This is a genomic window from Clostridia bacterium, assembly GCA_014360065.1.
In the GTDB taxonomy this organism is placed as follows: Bacteria; Bacillota; DSM-521; order Neomoorellales; family JACIYF01; genus JACIYF01.
Genome location: JACIYF010000025.1, coordinates 1 through 18,837 on the forward strand (window position 1 = coordinate 1; position 18,837 = coordinate 18,837).

17 protein-coding genes are annotated in these 18,837 nt (G+C 53.9%); 15 read left to right on the top strand and 2 right to left on the bottom strand.

Translation table 11 applies throughout. From position 1 onward, the window contains the following. Nucleotides 1-641, top strand: a 641-nt coding sequence (locus H5U02_05740; protein MBC7341932.1) for a L,D-transpeptidase, incomplete at its 5' end; no start/stop codon positions are given. Between the two features lie 258 nt (nucleotides 642-899). On the opposite strand, the gene H5U02_05745 is transcribed toward H5U02_05740, so the two are convergent. Next, the gene (locus H5U02_05745; GenBank protein ID MBC7341933.1) at nucleotides 900-1,424 is read right to left on the bottom strand and encodes a hypothetical protein; all 525 of its coding nucleotides are present in this window, start codon (nucleotides 1,422-1,424) and stop codon (nucleotides 900-902) included. A gap of 319 nt (nucleotides 1,425-1,743) precedes the next feature. Here H5U02_05745 and H5U02_05750 point away from each other — a divergent pair, with 319 nt between their 5' ends. The 11 genes from H5U02_05750 (at nucleotide 1,744) to H5U02_05800 (ending at nucleotide 16,024) form a co-directional block, all read left to right on the top strand. Continuing rightward, the gene (locus tag H5U02_05750) at nucleotides 1,744-1,956 is read left to right on the top strand and encodes a zinc ribbon domain-containing protein (GenBank protein ID MBC7341934.1); all 213 of its coding nucleotides are present in this window, start codon (nucleotides 1,744-1,746) and stop codon (nucleotides 1,954-1,956) included. A gap of 145 nt (nucleotides 1,957-2,101) precedes the next feature. After that, nucleotides 2,102-4,072: an FAD-dependent oxidoreductase gene (locus H5U02_05755; GenBank protein MBC7341935.1), complete on the top strand. Its 1,971-nt coding sequence runs from the start codon at nucleotides 2,102-2,104 to the stop codon at nucleotides 4,070-4,072. A gap of 156 nt (nucleotides 4,073-4,228) precedes the next feature. After that, the gene (locus H5U02_05760) at nucleotides 4,229-4,819 is read left to right on the top strand and encodes a TetR/AcrR family transcriptional regulator (protein ID MBC7341936.1); all 591 of its coding nucleotides are present in this window, start codon (nucleotides 4,229-4,231) and stop codon (nucleotides 4,817-4,819) included. Nucleotides 4,820-4,920: 101 nt separating this feature from the next. Beyond that, nucleotides 4,921-5,886 carry a hypothetical protein gene (locus H5U02_05765; protein MBC7341937.1) on the top strand — a complete coding sequence of 322 codons (966 nt, stop codon included), beginning with the start codon at nucleotides 4,921-4,923 and terminating at the stop codon, nucleotides 5,884-5,886. Nucleotides 5,887-6,113: 227 nt separating this feature from the next. Continuing rightward, entirely contained in the window at nucleotides 6,114-7,574 is a 1,461-nt protein-coding gene (locus H5U02_05770) for an FAD-binding oxidoreductase (protein MBC7341938.1), read from the top strand. Between the two features lie 63 nt (nucleotides 7,575-7,637). Beyond that, nucleotides 7,638-8,810, top strand: coding sequence for a (Fe-S)-binding protein (locus H5U02_05775; GenBank protein ID MBC7341939.1), 1,173 nt, complete (start codon nucleotides 7,638-7,640; stop codon nucleotides 8,808-8,810). Between the two features lie 85 nt (nucleotides 8,811-8,895). Beyond that, a complete protein-coding gene (locus H5U02_05780; protein ID MBC7341940.1) occupies nucleotides 8,896-10,371 on the top strand; it encodes a glycerol kinase in 1,476 nt (491 codons plus the stop codon). 45 nt (nucleotides 10,372-10,416) lie between these two features. Beyond that, a complete protein-coding gene (locus H5U02_05785; protein MBC7341941.1) occupies nucleotides 10,417-12,141 on the top strand; it encodes an FAD-dependent oxidoreductase in 1,725 nt (574 codons plus the stop codon). Beyond that, entirely contained in the window at nucleotides 12,116-13,375 is a 1,260-nt protein-coding gene (locus tag H5U02_05790; protein MBC7341942.1) for an FAD-binding protein, read from the top strand. The genes H5U02_05785 and H5U02_05790 overlap by 26 nt, the downstream gene beginning before the upstream one ends. After that, on the top strand, nucleotides 13,368-14,705 hold the full coding sequence (locus H5U02_05795; GenBank protein MBC7341943.1) for a (Fe-S)-binding protein: 1,338 nt from the start codon (nucleotides 13,368-13,370) through the stop codon (nucleotides 14,703-14,705). Before H5U02_05790 ends, H5U02_05795 begins: the two co-directional genes overlap by 8 nt. A gap of 74 nt (nucleotides 14,706-14,779) precedes the next feature. Continuing rightward, the gene (locus tag H5U02_05800; GenBank protein ID MBC7341944.1) at nucleotides 14,780-16,024 is read left to right on the top strand and encodes an MFS transporter; all 1,245 of its coding nucleotides are present in this window, start codon (nucleotides 14,780-14,782) and stop codon (nucleotides 16,022-16,024) included. Nucleotides 16,025-16,038: 14 nt separating this feature from the next. Here H5U02_05800 and H5U02_05805 read toward each other — a convergent pair whose 3' ends face one another. Beyond that, nucleotides 16,039-16,326 (bottom strand): MoaD/ThiS family protein, encoded by a 288-nt coding sequence (locus H5U02_05805; GenBank protein MBC7341945.1) that lies wholly within the window; start codon nucleotides 16,324-16,326, stop codon nucleotides 16,039-16,041. A 348-nt stretch (nucleotides 16,327-16,674) separates the two neighbouring features. Here H5U02_05805 and H5U02_05810 point away from each other — a divergent pair, with 348 nt between their 5' ends. From H5U02_05810 to H5U02_05820, 3 genes are read left to right on the top strand one after another with little or no spacing between them, the layout of a single operon-like run. After that, nucleotides 16,675-17,037, top strand: coding sequence for a transcriptional regulator (locus tag H5U02_05810; GenBank protein ID MBC7341946.1), 363 nt, complete (start codon nucleotides 16,675-16,677; stop codon nucleotides 17,035-17,037). Then, nucleotides 17,021-17,479 (top strand): ATP-binding protein, encoded by a 459-nt coding sequence (locus H5U02_05815; protein MBC7341947.1) that lies wholly within the window; start codon nucleotides 17,021-17,023, stop codon nucleotides 17,477-17,479. Before H5U02_05810 ends, H5U02_05815 begins: the two co-directional genes overlap by 17 nt. A gap of 19 nt (nucleotides 17,480-17,498) precedes the next feature. Further along, nucleotides 17,499-18,833 carry a 4Fe-4S binding protein gene (locus tag H5U02_05820; GenBank protein MBC7341948.1) on the top strand — a complete coding sequence of 445 codons (1,335 nt, stop codon included), beginning with the start codon at nucleotides 17,499-17,501 and terminating at the stop codon, nucleotides 18,831-18,833. Nucleotides 18,834-18,837 lie beyond the last annotated feature (4 nt).

The window sequence follows — 18,837 nt, forward strand, 5'->3', positions numbered from 1 at the left end:
CAGGTTATTATGCTCAAGCTAGGGCTGAGCAAACCTACTTGGTAGCCAAGGCTTCCGCGGATCCGGTTTTCATTTACGCTGATAGTTCCAAAAGCAGTAGGGTGACCCATAGATTTCCCCGGCGCAACCGCCATGGCGTAGAGCAGGTCTTCTTAGTAGTGGGAGAAAAGGAAGCGGAGGGGCAGTGGTGGTACCAGGTACTTCTGCCGGTGCGTCCTAAACATACCACCGGGTGGATACCGGGGGCCTCGGTTTCTCTTTATCGGACTGAATACGCGTTGGACGTTGACCTTTCCGATTTTCGGCTGACAGTCTACCGGCGAGGGCAGAAATACAAGGAGTATCCCATCGCTCGTGGTCGTCCCAGTACGCCTACCCCTACAGGTGATTTTTACATAGTTGAGCTGCTGGAGGCGCCGAACAAGTACACCGTCTATGGTCCTTACGCTTTTGGCTTAAGCGGCTTTTCCGAAGAGCTTATCAATTGGAAAGATGGTGGCCAGACTGGGATCCATGGCACCGGCGACCCTAAGGCCATCGGACGAGCGGTGACCCATGGCTGTATCCGTCTCTACAATCACGACATAGAAGAGTTGGCGAAGATGATCCCCTTGGGCACGCCGGTCAAGATCCATTACTGAGAACAGGGCTCCGAGCGGTCAAGCCGGACGATTGGATAAGACTAAGCAATTGGGGCGGTGCCAGGGTGCCGGTCCCTAAGCAAGTGTGCCCAAGCGGGTGGGGGACGGGGGTAGAGGGTGGATGGGGATTGGCAAGTGTGCCCAAGCGGGTGGGGGACGGGGGTAGAGGGTGGATGGGGATTGGCAAATGGGCCCTAGGTGGCGGAATATGGTACACCTAGGGCCCTCACTTGTTGCTTTTCGGTTGCTAACTTTCTTTTAGCCGGTATAAGTAGGTTGGGCCTTAACTGGCTGAGGTGGACGGCCTACGGGAGGCTGGGTAGTGCCAGGGGCAGGGGCCGGTTCACCGCCACCTGAACCATACTCTCCACTGCCGCCTCCGCTGCCAGGTGTCTGGGTTCCACCGTTACCGCCGTTGCCAGGTGGCTCGGTTCCACCGTTACCGCCATTGCTAGGCGGCTGGGTGCCATTGCCAGGTGGTTGAGGCGGCTTGGATTTGTCGAATTTGCCAATGTTGACATCAGTGTCTACATTGACTCCTAGGATGGGGATTTGTAGGCCTAGCTCGATGTCCCCGACGGCGAAGTACTCAGATGTGTCGCGGAAAAGGTCCACCTTCAACTTTTTCAGGTCCAGGAGCCTGTTTAAGGGCGCGGGTATAGGATTCTCTATGGAGAAAGCTAGGGCTGTCGAAGCCCAAACAAAAGTAAGTAGCACTGTCAATACCACTGCGGCTGGCCAAAAACCTGGTGACCTAGTTCTTCTCCGTGCAAACCCGAACATTTTTTCCCTCCCTCGAAAACCGAAAAGCACGCCATAAACTAGTACCCTGTAAAACCGAGAGACAAAAGAGTGATCGTTGGAGCTAGCTCGAGATACCCCTCCTTTCAAGTAATGAAGATTTGCCCTAACCAATTCTATATGTTAGCTTACAAAAATACCCATGTCAATAAATAGCGATATTTGCACAGATCAGCGTACTGTATCAAGTTCTGGAGTTCCCGGTGATTTTTTACTCAATACCCGTTGATTTGCGTAGTTTACCTATAGTAAAATCGTAAAAGCCAGGGCTAAGCATTAAAAAAGAGCGGGGTGATGAGGCGTGCCTGCCTATGATTTTAGATGCAAACAATGCGGCGAGAAGTTCGAAGTGGTCACATCCATCAACGGGAGAAAAGACGTTCGTTGCCCCAAGTGCGGAAGTAGCGATCTTAGCCAGTTGCTTACCGGTGTGCAATTTGCCCGGACCGGGTCGCCCGGATCCCCTACCTCTAGCTGCGGGGGTTCTTCTGGCTCGGGCTTTAGCTTTGGTTGAGCTGGATAAGGAAAGTTTGCCCGGAGGGCAGCTGGTCATTGGCTTTTGCTTGATGCATCCGCTGGTTTAGTTGCAGCTAAACCGGCGGATTATTTTTTTTGGCTCAGGGATACTAATAGGAAGAAGCAGTAGGAAGACCCAAGCAATGAAATTATGGTTTGAGGAGGAATGCAGGTTGCAGCATCTCTTTAGCCCTATAACCATCAAAACTATGGAGATCAAGAACCGCTTAGTTATGCCGCCCATGAGCTCTAGGTTATCGCGCCCCGACGGGTCGGTGACGCGGGAGTTAATTGCCTATTATACTGAGAGAGCCAAAGGGGGGGTAGGGCTAATTATAATTGAGTACAGTTACATAGACGAGATGGAAAGCAAGGCGGCTATATGCCAGCTCGGAGTCCAAAACAATCATATGGTTACGGGCTTGCACGAGCTGGTCGAAGCGCTTCATAGCTACGGGGCTAAGGTAGTACTTCAAATTGCTCACGGTGGCCGACAAACTGTTCCCGGCACCATTGGGGGGCTCATGCCAGTAGCTCCTTCGGCCATCCCTGATCCCTTACTTTCTGAAGGCGGCAAGCCCAACTTGTGCCGTGAATTGGACATCGATGAGATTGAAGAAATCATGGATGCCTTTGCCGAAGCAGCCCGGCGAGCCCGGGATGCGGGATTCGATGGGGTGGAGCTGCATGGGGCCCACGGATATTTGTTATGTCAGTTCCTTTCTCCCTTTAGTAACCACCGCAATGACCTATATGGGGGAGACTTGGCTGGAAGAGCCCGGATGCCCTTGGAGACCGTGCGACGGGTGCGCTCTGCCGTAGGGCCGGAATTCCCTATCTTTTACCGCCTGAGCGGGGACGAGTGGGTACCCGGAGGGCTAACGCTGGAGGAAACCAAGCAATTTTCCGTCATGCTGGAACAAGCCGGGGTGGATGTTATCCACGTTTCCTCCGGTAATTTTGCTACCATCAACCGCTTTGTTCCTCCCACTTATTATCCGCATGGATTCTTTGTTCACTTGGCAGCAGGCATCAAAAGCGTGGTTTCGGTGCCAGTGATTGCTGTCGGGGGCATAAGCGAACCTCAGCAAGCTGAGCAGATCATTGCCGAAGGCAAGGCGGATATGGTGGCCATGGGTCGGGCCCTGATTGCTGATCCCTATCTGCCCAAGAAGGCGCAGGAAGGTCGGTTTGAGGATATCCGGGCTTGTCTCCGGTGCAACGAAGGCTGTATTAACCGCTTCTTTAAAGGCTGGACCATGCGCTGCGCTGTAAATCCCGCTTGCGGTCGCGAGGAGTCCTATGGAGAAATACCTATCGCACCAGTCCCGAAGAAGGTAATGGTGGTGGGAGGAGGTCCGGCAGGAATGGAGGCCGCCTTGGTGTCAGCCCAGCGTGGCCACGAGGTGGTGCTTTATGAAAAGGAACAACAGTTGGGCGGTCTGCTCAACACCGCCAGCGCTCCTGAGTTCAAGGGGGACCTGCGCCGCTTTAAGGATTATTTGGTAAGGCAGGTCCATGAAGCTGGTATTCGGGTGGTAATGGGGACGGAGGTAACGGCAGAAACCGTAGCTAGCGAAAAACCAGATCGCTTAATCATTGCTGCCGGATCAGTACCAGTGCGGCCGGCGGTCCGGGGGGCGGATTTAGCCCATGTGGTACATGCAACTGAAGTGTACCTTGGCCGGGCTCAAGTAGGACAGCGGGTAGTAATTGTCGGCGGCGGTATCATGGGATGTGAAACCGCTTTAATGCTGGGTCGGGCAGGCAAGCGAGTGACCATTGTGGAGATGCTTGATCGCATCGCCTTCGATGTTGAACCCTTAACTCAAAAGACCTTGAATGAGATGCTGGCTTCCTTGCCGGTAACCGTACGCACTCAGGTTAAGCTGGAGGAAATAACCCCGAACGGGGTGGTGGTAATTGACCGTAATTGGGAGCGCCATCAGCTGGAAGCCGATACGGTGGTAGTGGCAGTAGGTATGGCATCCCAAAAAGACTTAGTCAAAGCCTTGGAAGGCACAGCTCCGGAAGTAGTAGCGGTAGGCGATTGTGTTGAGCCGCGGGATGTGGGAGATGCCATCCATTCCGCTTTTCAGGCGGCGGTGGGCTAAGCTCACCGCCGCCAGGATTGAAGGGATTTCGTCTGCACAAGTGGCCGGTTCCGGGAAGCGTTTAGTTCCACTTCTGGCCCTACTTGACGTCAGCAGGGGAAGAGGGTATGCTACTCATGAATGAATATTCATTCATTAGGGATCAGGGGTGGGATTATGCCGTTGCGCCGAGGGGAGAAATACGATGCTATCCTAGAGGCAGCGCTTAAAGTCTTCGCTGAGGTGGGATTTCATCGGGCGCAGGTTTCTCGGATCGCCCGCGAAGCCGGCGTGGCTGATGGGACGGTTTACCTTTATTTTAAGAACAAGGAAGATATCCTCATATCCTTGTTCTCCGAGATGATGGGGCTTTTTGTAAGCCGGGTGGAGCGGTTTGTTAACGAGGCGGAAGGTTTCCCTGAGAAACTGCGCGCTCTTATTGCCGCTCATTTGCGGGTACTAGGGCAAGATGTGAATCGAGCCATCGTTACCCAAATCGAACTTCGTCAGCCCGATGCCAGCATCCGCTTGGGAATCTCCGAGCCTCTGCGCCAGTACTTTCGGGTAATTGAGAGAATAGTAATGGAAGGGCAGAAGGAGGGTTCAGTATCTGCTGCTATTGATCCCCGGGTTGCTCGCAAGGTTATCTTTGGTGCTATTGATGAAGCGGTCACCTGCTGGGTGCTCTCCGATCGTAAGTATGAGCTGGAAAGCTTGATCGACCCCATCTTTGTCATCCTAAGCGGAGGACTGGTGCAGAGGAAATAATTTTCCAGAAGCTAAATTTTCCAGATTCTTTGGCGATGATTCTACTGAATGTGGTATAATGACGGCGGTGCTATCAAGGTTTCAGCAGGGGGTACCTGACAATGGCCTTAGCTAACAGCCAATTTGTGACCAAAAACGGGATGGTGATCCGAGAGATCGCCGGAGAGCTGCTTACTGCCAAGGAAGGCGACCGTATTCTACCTGTGAGCGAATATGCGGAGCGCCTGCATACTGGCCGCGGTACCATCCAGACCGCTTTGCGCCAACTGGAGGATAGCGGTGCTGTCAAGCTCTATTCTCGTGGCCATCTAGGCACCTTTATTGCCGAAATCAATCACCGCCGCCTTTGGGAGTTCACGGCTTCACCTACGCTCTTGGGAGTAATGCCCCTTCCTTACACCCGGCGGTATCTGGGCTTGGCCACTGGTTTAAGCCGGGCCTTTAAGGAGGCAGGGATTCCTTTTAATCTAGCTCACATGGGTGGGTCGGCCAAAAGGCTCGAGGCTTTAGAGATCGACCGCTACGATTTTGCCGTCATTTCCGCCCTTACCCTGGAGCTGGTAGGTAAGGATTTCCCGGGCGTAGAAGTGGTGATGGAGCTGGCACCCGGAACTTTAGTCAGCGATTATGCGCTATTGATAAGGCACTCGGGCGCCAAGGGCATTGAGGATGGTATGAGAGTAGGGGTGGATCCTAACTCGGTGGATCAATACTACCTTACTCTCTCTGAGTCGCAGGGAAAAGATGTGGAATTGGTCGAGCTAAGTTATCTTCAGTCGCTGGAGAAGCTCATCAAAGGGGAGATTGATGCTACCCTTTGGAACCTGGATATTACCCTTCCTTTTTCCCAAGGCCTTTCCCTTAGCCTACCCTTTTTGGAGGGCTTTACGGTTTTGCCATTAAGCAGCCAGGGACAGGAGGCGGCCAAAAAGCATGCCCAGGCTGTAATTGTGGCCAGTCGAGAAAATCATCTGGTGCAGCGCATCTTCCGGCGGCTAATCGACCCGCGCTACGTGGAAACGGTTCAAAAGAAGGTAGTTGAAGGGCAAGAGATAGCCGAATTCTAGCATAGGGAAGGAAATTTCCCTAGCTTGGCGAATCTGAGATCAAGAAATCCATGGTTGAGGGGTGGGTAGTTAGCAGGAACTTGAACTTCTTAGGTAAATTGTACAAAAGATTGGCCACTGTACAATGGTAGTCCTGTGTTTGTTCGGTGCAAAGGGTTAGGATTGATTTTACAGTATATTTGCCTGCAGGCTTAATTGCCGGTGCAGCAGGGCCCAGGAGGTCGAACATGATAGCTGTCAGTATCGATAATCTGAAAAGCATTATCCCGGCTGAACGAGTCCTCACTAACTCCGTAGATTTGTGGGCCTATTTACGTGATAGCTGGCCGTTGTCAGCTATGCAATGCCTGGATGGCTTGACTGACCACTCTTTTTCTTCCCAGTTACCCCAGGCGGTGGTCCTTCCTAAGGATACCAAAGAAGTTCAAGCCGTAATGGAGTGGGCTTTTTCTTGCGGCGTAGCTGTTACTCCCTTTGGGGGTGGTTCAGGGGTTTGCGGGGGAGCAATACCTAGCCCGCAGGGCATCGTAATTGATACCAAGCTGTTGAACCAGATCTATGAGCTTGATGAAACTTCTCTGTTGCTGCGGGTAGGACCTGGGTGTATTGGGCAGGAACTAGAAGAGTGGCTCAACGCCCATGGATATACCTTGGGCCATTTCCCCCAATCCATTACTTGCTCGACCGTGGGGGGATGGGTCTCTACTCGGGCGGCAGGACAGCTTTCCACCCGCTACGGCAATATAGATAGCTTGGTCGTAGGTTTAGAAGTGGTGCTGCCTACCGGGGAAGTCATTCGCACCAAGGAGAGATCAGCTAGGTCGGCAGCGGGTCCCGATCTGAAGCAACTGTTCATAGGTGCCGAAGGTACTCTGGGGATAATTACCGAGATCACTTTGCTGGTCCAACCTCTTCCTGCGGCTAGGATCCCGCTAGCGCTTGCGTTTGATCATTTTGAACGGGGCTTGGAAGCCTTGCGACTAATGATGCGGGAAGGCTTACGGCCTGCTGTCGCTCGCCTGTACGACGATGTAGAAACTGCCCGCCATTTCTACCCCGACCAGACGACCGGAATAAGTAAGCAGAGCTTTTTGATTCTTACCTTTGAAGGTAATGCCAAGGTAGCTCAGGCTGAAGCTGAAGTGGCCAGAAGCGTAGGGAAAAGTTTGGGTGGCATCGAATTGCCCGAGGCTCAAGATTTGGTTCGCAGATGGCTAAAGGAACGCAACGTAGTCAAAGGTCTCCCAGAATTGATTTCGGCGGGACTAATAGTTGATACCATTGAGGTGGCAGCTACCTGGGATCGGGTGGGGCGCCTTTACCGGGAAACACTGTCAGCTATGGCTAAGATACCCGGTACTCTGGCAGTTTCAGCCCATAGCTCGCACAGCTACCTGCAGGGTACCAACCTTTATATTACCTTTGTAGCTGACCCCCAGGGCCAGGACCTCAGTCGAACTGAACTGTACCACCGACTTTGGGCGGCAGCTATGGAAGCATGCCTAGGAGTAGGCGGCACTATCAGCCATCACCATGGAGTCGGTCTGGTTCGCCTCCCTTGGCTTAAGCGTGAACTGGGCTCGGCTTATACTGTCCTAACCAAGGTAAAAGCGGCCCTGGATCCGCAAGGGATTATGAACCCCGGCAAGTTAGTAGCGGAGGGTACCGTACCTCGTGAGGCGGTATAGCCAGGCAACAAAAATCCAATTAGGGGATGCCCAATAAACTGGTTTCTTGGAGGAGTAGCTCAAATGGCCTTAGATCGAAAACTGGTTGTCTGCAGCTTTTGTCCCAATATGTGTCGGTTTACTTGTCCCGCCAGCCGCTTCTTGGCCCGGCAGACTGCTTCTCCAGCCGGGAAAGCATGGTCAACTTACTTGTTGGAGCAGGGTCAGGTGGATTGGAACCCCGCCAACGTCGAGCCCTTATACCTGTGCGCAGGGTGTAGGCGTTGCCTTGAAGATTGCGCCTCCGAGGTAGCAATCAGTGATTTCTTGGAGATAGAAAGACAGAAAGCTTGGGCGCTGGGCCTTTGCCCTCAAGAAGGGATGGCTTTTGGGCAAAGAATAAAGCGACAAGGTAATCCTTACCGGCAAGCCTCGGAAATAGCCGCAACCCAAGAACGTATGCGAGAGTTGGTAAGCCGGGAGGCCAAAATTCTCTTCTATGCTGGTTGTGCCACTTGGGCATTGCACCCGGAATTTGCTGTAAGCGCTCTGCGATTGGCCAATGCTGCTGAGGTAGCCGTGGCCTTGTGGGAGGGAGAGGTCTGTTGCGGCCACCCCCTATATCAGCTGGGCGACACCCAAGGGTTTGAACAGCAAGCCATAAAGGTGGCTTCCTTCATAAACTCCGGAAGTTATGAGGCTGTGGTTACGGGTTGCCCGTCTTGCGCTTACAATCTAAAAAGCCTTTACCCTCGAGCGCTGGGGATAAGCATCAATGCCCAAATCCTAAACTTAGTAGAATTCTTGGCCCAGCTAGTTCGGGGTGGCCGCCTCGATCCTGGGAGCATCACTGCTACGAGCCCTCAGAAGACAGATACACCTGTAACTTACCATGATCCATGTTACTTAGGCCGCTATCAAGGTATCTTTGCTGAGCCGCGACAACTGTTGGCGGCCTGGGGTTATGAAGTACGGGAACCGGCCCATCGACAGGGGCTGCCCAACGGATTGGGTAGCGATGATGGCACGTTTAGCTACCGGCGTGCCCCCTGCTGTGGTGGCAACACCACCACCGATGTTTTGCTGCCCCACCTGGCCAACCAGATGGGCCAGGACGCCTTATCCACCTATTTGGCCACTGGAGCTGAGCTGCTGGTGACCAGTTGTCCCCATTGTTATGACATGCTGGCGACAGCCAATGAGGGGGGAGGACAAGGGATCAAGGTGGTTGATTTAGTTCAGTTGTTGGGGCCTTAGGTGGCTCCGTAGGAGTTACGGAGCAGGGAAACAGCGGGCCAGGCGGCGGAGAGTAAACCACATGTTCGGATGAGGAGGGCTAAAAATGGGAGACCAATTGATTCTGGGTATCGATGCGGGTACTACTGGAGTAAGGGCGGTCTTAATTAACCGGCAGGGGGAAATGATAGCCAGGAACTACCGTGAATTTCCCCAGATCTATCCTCAGCCGGGGTGGCTCGAGCACGATCCGCTGGTGATCTGGAGCACTACCCTAGAGGTCATTAATGGAGTGCTGAAAGAGACGCAGGTTCGGCCGCAAGATATTGCCGGCATTGGCATCACTAACCAACGCACCACCACTATTCTTTGGGACAAGCATACTGGACAACCGGTTTACAACGCCATTGTTTGGCAGGATATTCGCACTGCGGAACGCTGCAAAGAGCTGAACCAACAAGGGTACATAATGGTAGCGCCTTTGCAGTGTTCCTCCAAGATTGAATGGATTCTCGAACATGTAGCTGACGCCAAACCCAGGGCAGATAAAGGTGACGTTATCTTTGGTACGGTTGACTCCTGGCTCCTGTGGAAACTGACAGGGGGTGCAGTTCACGCCACCGAGTATTCCAACGCCTCGGTTTCCGGCTTGTACGATTTTGTAAATAACAAATGGCAACCTGACATGCTGGAGCTCTTTGGCGTTCCTGAAAGCATCTTGCCTACCATCAGAGAATCCTCTACCATCTACGGTTATACTGACCCCGAGCTCTGGAGGGCCAAAATCCCTATCGCCGGCATAGCCGGAGACCAGCAGGCCTCTACTTTTGGTCATGGCTGTTTTGAATTAGGGGAGTTCAAGAATACTTACGGCACTGCCTGCATGCTGGATGCTAATGCTGGGACCGAATCGGTTTTTCCCGTGCATGGGGCTTACCCCATAGTGCTTTGGGGATTGGATGGCCAAATCTTCTATGGATTTGAGGGCACCACCATCACCGCGGGCGCCACCATCCAATGGCTGCGGGATGGGCTAGGGATTATTGATTCGGTGGAGCAATCGGAAGCGTTGGCGGCCTCGGTACCGGATACCGGAGGAGTGTACCTCATACCCGCGTTTATGGGCCTGGGGGTGCCATATTGGGATTCGGAAACCCGGGCCTGTATCCTGGGAATAACCCGGGGGACTACCAAAGCGCATATTGTCCGGGCTGGTCTCGAGGCCATCGCCTTTCGTACCCGGGATATCGTGGAATGCATGGCCGAAGATATGCCGGCGCCGCCGCAGGTGCTGAAGGCCGATGGCGGAGCTGCTCGTAACAACTTCCTGATGCAGTTTCAAGCCGATATTCTGGGCTTTCCTGTGCAGCGCCCCAAGTATTTTGAAGCTTCGGTATTGGGAGCCTCTTTCCTGGCGGGGCTGGCAGTGGGCTATTGGTCTGGCTTGGAGGAGATTAGAAGCCTGCTTAAGGTCGATCGGGTTTTTGAACCCAAGATGGCCGCTGAGCAACGAGAAGAGCTCTATGCCCAGTGGAAGCGGGCCGTGGCCCATGCCCAGGGCTATGGAATTCGCGAGGATTGAAGTAGGGCTTAAGTACCTGGGGATATGCAGAAGGGGCTGAGTTGGGTGGATGGAAGCGCGTTTGACGTAATCATCATTGGCGGGGGCATAACTGGAACCGGGGTAGCTAGGGACTGTGCCTTGCGAGGGCTGAAGGTGGCGCTGGTGGAGAAGGACGATTTTGCCTCTGGTACTACCGGCACCTGCATGGGGCTTTTGCACGGGGGGCCGCGCTACCTGCTTACTAATCCCGAGCTCACCCGCATCTCCTGCGAGGAAAGCGGTCATATCCAAAGGATAGCTCCTCATCTTTGCTTTTCGGTGCCATTTTTACAGGTGTTGTCTAGCCCCGAGCAGATGGAGGTTTTTGATAAGTTCTTGGGGGTTTACGACCAATACCAGCACCTAAAAAATGGCAAACCCCACATTCGTTTTGAAGGCCAGGAGATGCATAGGCTTGAACCTTCCTTGGCTCCGGGGCCGTACGGTGGCATTACCCTGGATGAGTGGGGAGTAAACGTATTCCGGCTCAACCTATTAAATGCCAAGTCAGCTTCGGCCCATGGGGCCAGGATAACCAACCACGCCGAGGTTACCCAAATACTGAAGGAAAATGGCAGGGTGGTGGGAGTAGAGGTCAAGGACTTGTATTCGTTAACTAAAGAGAGGCTTTACGGGCGGCTGGTGGTTAATGCTGGCGGCCCTTGGGTACCAAAAATAGCCAAAATGGCAGGCACCGACTTCAAGCTCCGCCCTTCCAAAGGGGTGCATGTTTTTTTGGACCGCCGGATTACCAGCGTGGGGCTGAGCGTGATGGCAGTGGATGGGCGTAACATTGAACTTCTGCCCCACGAAAACACCACCATGATCGGGTGCACCGACACCGACTTTTATGGCGACCCCATAGAAGCACGCCCCACCTTCGAAGAGATCGAGTATCTACTAGAGCCTTTCACTACCTTGGTTCCCCAGTTAAGGCAAGCCAGGGTGATACGGTCCATGGCCGGAGTGCGACCGTTGCTCTATGAGACGGGAATGGTAGCCGAAAAGGTAACCCGGGACCACCGGGTGCGGGATCACGAGGAAGACGGCGTGCCGGGCTTTATAACCATTGGCGGCGGGAAAATGGTGATTCACCGATTAATGGCTGAGGATACAACTAACCTAATATGTAAGAAATTAGGGATAGAGGCCTCTTGTAAAACCCGAGAAATCCCCTTACCCGGCGGGGAGCGGTTGCTGACCAAAGAAGAAATCAAGGAGATGGCCAGAAGGTATGGAATCAGGGTGGCGGCGGTTAACCGCCTAGTTAGCCGCCATGGCACCTTAGCCAGCTACATTTTGGAAACGTACGGCAATGGTGCCACCCGTTGCTCTGAGGTCTGTACTTGCGAGCCAGTACTGGAAGCCGAGATCCGCTATGTTATCCATGAGGAATGGGCTCGCAGCTTAGATGATATTCGCCGCCGTACCCGAATGGGCATGGGGCCCTGTCAGGGTTGCGGCTGCATAGGCAAGGTAGCAGCCATTCTGGGCGAAGAGCTTGGCCTAAGCGCGGAAGAAGTGGCCCTTGAGCGCCATCGTTTTTTGGCAGAGCGCTGGAAGGGTAAGCGGGCCCTGTTAGACTGCAAACAAGCGGCTCAGGAAGAAATTACTTTTATGGTTTATTTTGCTGGCAAGAAGGATCTGGCAGCTCCTTTAGAGGTCTGGGACGAGCCTTGGGCATCGCGTTCGACCCAGGTTACCAACCAACCGGAGGCAGGTGATGGGCGTGCGGAGCAGCCAAATTGAGGTACTGGTTATTGGCGGAGGCATGGCCGGTTGGGCTGCGGCCCGGGCTGCTAAGGCTGCCGGTGCCGAAGTGATGGTGGTAAGAAAGGGTTACGCGGCCACGGCCATGGCGCCAGGGGCCGCCGACTTTCCGGATGGTTACAAGTATGAGGACATGGAGCAGCAATGGCTACGGGACCTGGCCCAGGTGGGGGTGGAGTTGGTTGCCGTGGGAGAGGGGAGAAAGTGGCACGTTATTGATATCTGGGGGCAAGTGCACCTAGCGGATTTCGTTTCCAGCTCTAGCCAAGGAGCTTCTCTGGAGGAGTTGGGGAAAGCCAAACTAGTAGGATTGGTAGAACTAGAGGGATATGCCGACTTTCACTCTTGGGTGGTAGCTGAAGCCCTGCGGAGTCAGTTGCGGGGTTCTGGCGAGTTGCCAGAGATTAAAGCCTTAGGAATTGTCGTTCCCGGCCTTGACTCCAAAGCCTCCCTTACTGCGGCTGAAATTGCCCAGGTCTTGGAGGAGAAAGACCGAGCCTATGCTCTGGCTCAGCGGGTGGTCCAAGCTTTAGGTGATCATGCCTTCAAGGATGGGGCGGTTACCTTGCTGTTCCCGCCGGTATTAGGACTCAGGCGAGAAAGGGAAATACAGGCTACTATTCAGCAAGTCACTGGGGCCCGGGTAGCCGAGCTCTTGGCTACACTCCCTTCCATACCTGGGTTTCGTTGGCAGCAGGCCCTAGATATGCAACTCGGCCGGGAAGGCATACCCGTAATCAGCGGCGAGGTGGAGGCTCTATTGCCCTCAGATGGGAACCAGGGAACCTTAAGCGGGGCCTGGGTCCAAGTTGAGGGACGGCTCGAACAGGTTCAATTTCAGGCGGCAGTTTTGGCTACTGGAGGCTTAGTAGGCGGGGGGCTAGGCGGTTCCGACCAGGCTTTGTTGGAACCATTGGCTAGCCTACCTGTGTTTATGGGCAGTCAGCGGGTGGATGGCAAGCCCTTGCGGCAGCTAATTCAGGAGGGCACTCATGACCAACAAGCTTTATGGCGGGCTGGGGTGAGGGTGGATGGTTTTTGCCGGCCAGTAGGGGAGGGGCGCAAGCCGGTGTACCGTAACCTATTTGCTGCTGGAGCCTTGGTGCAGGGCGCTGGCCTTTCGGACGGGGGTTTGGGGGCAGCCTATGTAACTGGTACTTGGGCTGGACAGGAGGCAGCGAGGGTAGTTGGCGGGGGTAAAGGGGATGAGTAATGTGACAAGTGGCTTGGAGCAGTTCATGAGCATTTACCAAGATGCCAATCTACTTCCATACCGGGAAGAAGAAAGCCGGCAAATGGTTGAGTTTTCTCGGTGCCTCAACTGTGGTCTTTGTCTAAGCCGGTGTCCAATCCTATTGGGCCATGAGGGGGCTAGCTACCCCGGGCCCAGAAGTATAGGTACCTGTCTTAGCCGGTCGGTAGCCGATTTTTGGGCTAGCGAGGAGGTAATCTATGAGTGCACTACCTGCATGGCTTGCCAGGAGGTGTGCCCCCGAAATGTTCCCATTGCTGATATGGTAAAGATGATCCGGCATAAACTGGTGGTGGCAGCGCACCGGCAGGGACAACAGCTGGTACCTTTGAAGGAGAAGATCTTCGAAGAATTGTTGCTCAAGCCCGGGCGGTTGGATCGCTTGGCTGCCATCGGATCGAGGGTACAGGGTCTTATTTTTACTGGACTGGGGGCAGGGATGATGAAGCAGCGGCTGCCTTTGGGGCTAATAGACAAATCACGGCGCCTGCCCTCGTTGGCCAAAAGGACTTTCAAACGGGATCATTCTGGCACCGTCAAAGTAGACAATCCCCGCTTGCGGGTGGGGTTCTTTGTGGGCTGCATGGTTAACTATGTGTATCCATCTTGGGGCCAGGCGGTACTGGAAGTATTGAAAAGACACGGCATAGAAGTAGTGATTCCTAAGGAACAGGCCTGCTGCGGCGCTCCGCTTACCGCCTACGGGGACCTAGACAAGGCTAAGCAGTTGGCGGAGATGAATATTCAAGCCTTTGGGGACCTAGCCCTGGATGCCATAGTCACCGCTTGCGGTTCTTGCGGGCGGGAGCTAAAAAAGGAATACAGCAGCCTTTTTGAGCCTAGCGAGGAAATGAAGGAAAAAGCTAGCCGCTTTAGTTCCTTGGTCTACGACATCAATGAGTTCCTCACCCAAGCTGTGGAACTTAAGCCTACCCGGGTGAGTCCTCGGCGGGTCACTTATCATGATCCCTGTCACCTGCGGCGCGGGCAAGGGATCCTGCGCGCTCCCCGGCAGATAATTCAAGCCATCGATGGAGTTGAGTGGGTAGAAATGGCCGACCCTGGCGCTTGCTGCGGCGGGGCTGGTACGTTCACCATCGAGCACTACCCGTGGTCGGCCAAGATTCGCCGGAGGAAGCTTGATGATATCCGAGCGACGGAAGCCCGGGTAGTAGCGACCTCTTGCCCTGCTTGCAAGGTCCAGTTGTTAGAGGGAATGGCCTTGGAAGGGATGGCCCAGGAGGTGGTTCACCCTGTTGAGCTATTAGCTGAAGGTTATGCCAACGAGTAAGTCAGTACCGGTGGCAGGAAAAGCTGCGGCCAATGCGTAATAAGCTAGTGAGAACATAGCAGGAGGCGCAGCAATTGCTGGACGCGGTAATCATGCTCTGGCTCAATCTGGGGCACTTATTTACGGATCTAAATCAGGGAGCTCTACCTCTGATGCTCCCTTTGTTGCAAAAAAGCTTAGGCCTCTCTTATACTGCCACCGGTGCCATAGTGCTGGCGTCCCAGATCAGCTCATCGATTGTTCAGCCGTTGTTTGGCTATTATAGCGACCGCCGGTCCATGCTCTGGATCATGCCACTGGGGATATTAGTAACTGGGATGGGTATTGGCTTAGCTGGAATTGCATCCAATTACCCAGTATTGCTTTTAGCGGTATTGCTATCGGGTCTAGGGGCAGCTAGCTTCCATCCGGAGGCTTCTAAGGTAGCCTTCCTCATCGGCGGGCCTCGGCGGGCTTCGGCCATGTCAATTTTTTATGTAGGAGGCAACCTGGGCTTTGGTCTGGGACCGCTTCTGGCTACGGCGCTCATAGGTTGGTTTGGCCTACCAGGGATGTTGGGGGTAATTGCACCTTCCGCTCTCATGGCTTTGGGCTTGCGGGCTAGTTTTCCCCGGATAGTCCGGGTTACCGGCGAAGGGCTGAAGCATCATTCCCGGGTTCCAGGCCGGGAGATTTGGAGTACGCTTTTTTCTCGACCAGTAATGCTTTTGGTCTTAGTGGTCTCCATTCGCTCCTGGGTACAGATGGGGGTAGTGAACTTCATACCCCTATGGTACGTGAACTATTTAGGCGGAAGCCAACCTTTTATTAGCAGGGTAGTAACTGCCTTTTTAATTGGTGGAGCAGTTGGTACGCTGGTAGGCGGTCCGGTTTCCGATTCCCTGGGGCGCAAACCAGTAATTGCTTTGTCGTTGGCGTTAATGATGCCTTTGCTCTACTTGCTCATCCATACTCGAGGCGCTTGGATGCTGGTGGTCAGCGGTATAGCTGGCTTTGTGCTGGTATCTACTTACTCGGTGACAGTAGTTTTTGGTCAGGAGCTAATGCCCAAATTGTTAGGGATTGCCTCTGGCTTGATGATGGGTTTTGCCATCGGCACCGGCGGCATTGGAGCTACGGTCCTGGGCCGGATAGCCGACGTCTGGGGCATGCCGGTGGCGTTGTGGTGCATCATCGTGCTGCCGGTTCTGGGCTTTGCTCTTTCCTTGCTATTACCTCGTGATGCTGCTGAGGTAATAGCAGCCGGAGCGAAGGAGGAAAAAGCGGGAAGCTATGTGCAGTCGCCTACTCGGGCCGGAGAAAGCTGTTGCAGCAAATAGCTGGCACCCAACCCTCAACCGCCAGCCACGGAGGTAAAAAAGATTACTTTGGCCCCATCGGGGATAATGGTTTCTGCGCCTTGAGCGTGGCGGATGTTTTGGCCATTAATCAGGACTTGTAGGTAAGGCTGAAAAGTGCCATCAGACAAGAAGGATTTTTGAGCAAAAAGGGGAAATGTATAAGCAAGCTGCTGGGCGAGCTGGGAAACCGTGAGGTTGTGAGCGTCTTCACTAGAAAAAGTAAAACCCTGAGCGAGTTCTTTTTCCACCTTAAGGCCAAGGACTTTTACTTGAATGTTCATGGCAGCACCTCCAGGTGAGGCTAGGTATGCCGGGTGGTAATAGTATAGCCCTAAACGATAGCGGTGACTAGGGCCATGGTACGACATAGCCGAAAATAACTATAAAAATAGCCTTTTTGTGCCTAGCACCCCAAGTTGGGGTTTGCTACGGTTAGATATTGAAGCTACCTACTCGCCTGCTAAAGCGTGTTTTTCGGAATGCGATTGTGATTGTTCGCTCAAGCTTAATTTGGAAAAAAGAATTTTAGAAACTTCAATCTTTGAAGTATAGTTTACAAAATTGAAGTAATGCTTAACATGGTTTTTCCAAGGCGGGCGAGGTGCCGGGTAACTCTAGGAGGTGAATGCATGACCCTAGCCGAGGTACAGAGAATTCTTGAGGCCGAGGTCCTATGTGGACATGAGCATTTGGGTGCTAGTGTCGAAGTAGCCTTCGGGAGTGACCTGTTAAGCGACTCTTTGGCGTTTGCTCGGCCCCGGAGCTTATTGCTTACCGGTTTAACTAATCCTCAGGTTATATGGGCGGCTGAGGTTATTGAGGTGACTGCCATCGTCTTTGTCCGCGGCAAGCGTCCTAGCCGGGATTTGGTAAAGCTGGCGGAGGAAAAGGGAATCCCTTTGATGGTGACGCCAAAACTCCTCTTTGATAGTTGCGGGCTCCTCTACCAGGCCGGTTTGCGAGGTACGCTGGACCATGAGCGGAAACAATAAGGCCTTTCTGGAACTTGAGTTTCCCGTGGCGGCCATGGATTTTGTTCGGGCTGGACGGGTGGCTAGCCAGATCAAGAGGGCGCTCGAGCAGGCGGGTATGCCGGCCGGGGTGGTCCGGCGGGCGGCGATAGCTGCGTATGAGGCTGAGATGAATATCGTTATCCATTCCCATGGCGGGGTAATGCGGGCGCGAATTGCTCCTAGCCTGGTAGAAATAGAGGCCGAGGATTGGGGCCCAGGAATTCCAGATATTGAATTGGCCATGCAGGAAGGGTACTCCACCGCCCCGAGGGAGATTTTGGAAATGGGTTTTGGTGCTGGGATGGGCCTCCCCAACATGCGTAAGTGTGCGGACCGCCTGGACATTCGCTCGGAGGTGGGGAAGGGCACGCAGGTGGTGGTTTCGATCTTTAACGCCGAGCCCCTAGAGGCGCGAGCATAGCGCATGGCGGTGAAAATCGATGGAAGTCTATTTCCACTCGGTAACGCTGGATGAATCCAAGTGCAAAGGTTGTACCAACTGCATTAAGAAGTGCCCAACCGAGGCTATTCGGGTTAGAGAAGGCAAGGCTCGCATCATTGAGCAGCGCTGCATCGATTGTGGGGAGTGTATAAGGACCTGCCCCAACCATGCCAAGGTAGCGGTTACTGACAGCTTAGAGGGTCTAAACCGATTTCGCTATCGGGTAGCGCTGCCGGCACCGTCTTTTTACGGGCAGTTCAAGCCGGAAGTCTCTCTGGGCCGCATCTTGGGGGCGCTTTTGGAGCTGGGGTTTGATACCGTTTATGAGGTAGCCTGGGGCGCAGAAGCCGTATCCGTGGCCGTACAAGAGTTCTTGGCCAGGGAGAGCGGGAAGCGACCGCTGATTTCCTCGGCCTGTCCAGCGGTCATCCGCTTAATGCAAGTGCGCTTTCCGACTTTGCTCGATCATGTCATCCCGGTAGATTCGCCCATGGAAGCGGCAGCCAAGATGGCCAAGCGGGCTAAGGTGCAAGAACTGGGACTAGCAGAGGAGGAGATCGGAGCTTTCTTTATTACTCCTTGTCCAGCCAAGGTTACAGCGGTAAAGCAGCCGTTTGGAGACAATCGCACTTATGTGGACGGGGCCATCTCCATGTCTACGGTGTACGGTGAGGTGCTCAAAGCGCTACCTGAAGCTCAGGACCGCTACGATCTGGTGCAGTCTACCGGTCTAGGTATTGGCTGGGGCTATTCTGGTGGGGAAAACCGAGCCATCTACCAAGGACAAAAAAGTAGGTTCTCCTTTTTAGCAGTGGACGGGATTCACAGCGTCATTAGCCTCCTGGAGCAAATGGAGCGCGGGGACGACCTAAAAGGGATCGATTACGTTGAAGCTCAAGCTTGCATCGGCGGCTGCATTGGTGGTCCCCTGGTGCCTCAAAACCGTTTTGTGTCCAGGGTTCAGCTAGCGCGCATCGCCGATACCATCGGTCGTCCCGAGGAAGGAATCAAGCGGGAGGAGTTTCTCGGTTTATGGAAGGAAGGCCTCCTGGATCTCAAGGGGGAGATTCGCCCGCGCCCGGTGATGAGCTTAGACCCGGATATCCGCAAGGCTATTGCTAAGCTGGAACAGTTGGAAAAAACGGTGGAGGATCTGCCTGGCTTGGATTGTGGCTCGTGTGGCTCGCCTAATTGCCGGGCCCTGGCCGAAGATATCGTTCGCGGCAATGCCCTAGAGACTGATTGCGTTTTTAAATTGCGGGAACGGGTAAAGGAACTGGCCGAGGAAATGGTGGAGCTGGCACAGAAGTTGCCTCCGGCCATGGGGAAGTGAGGTG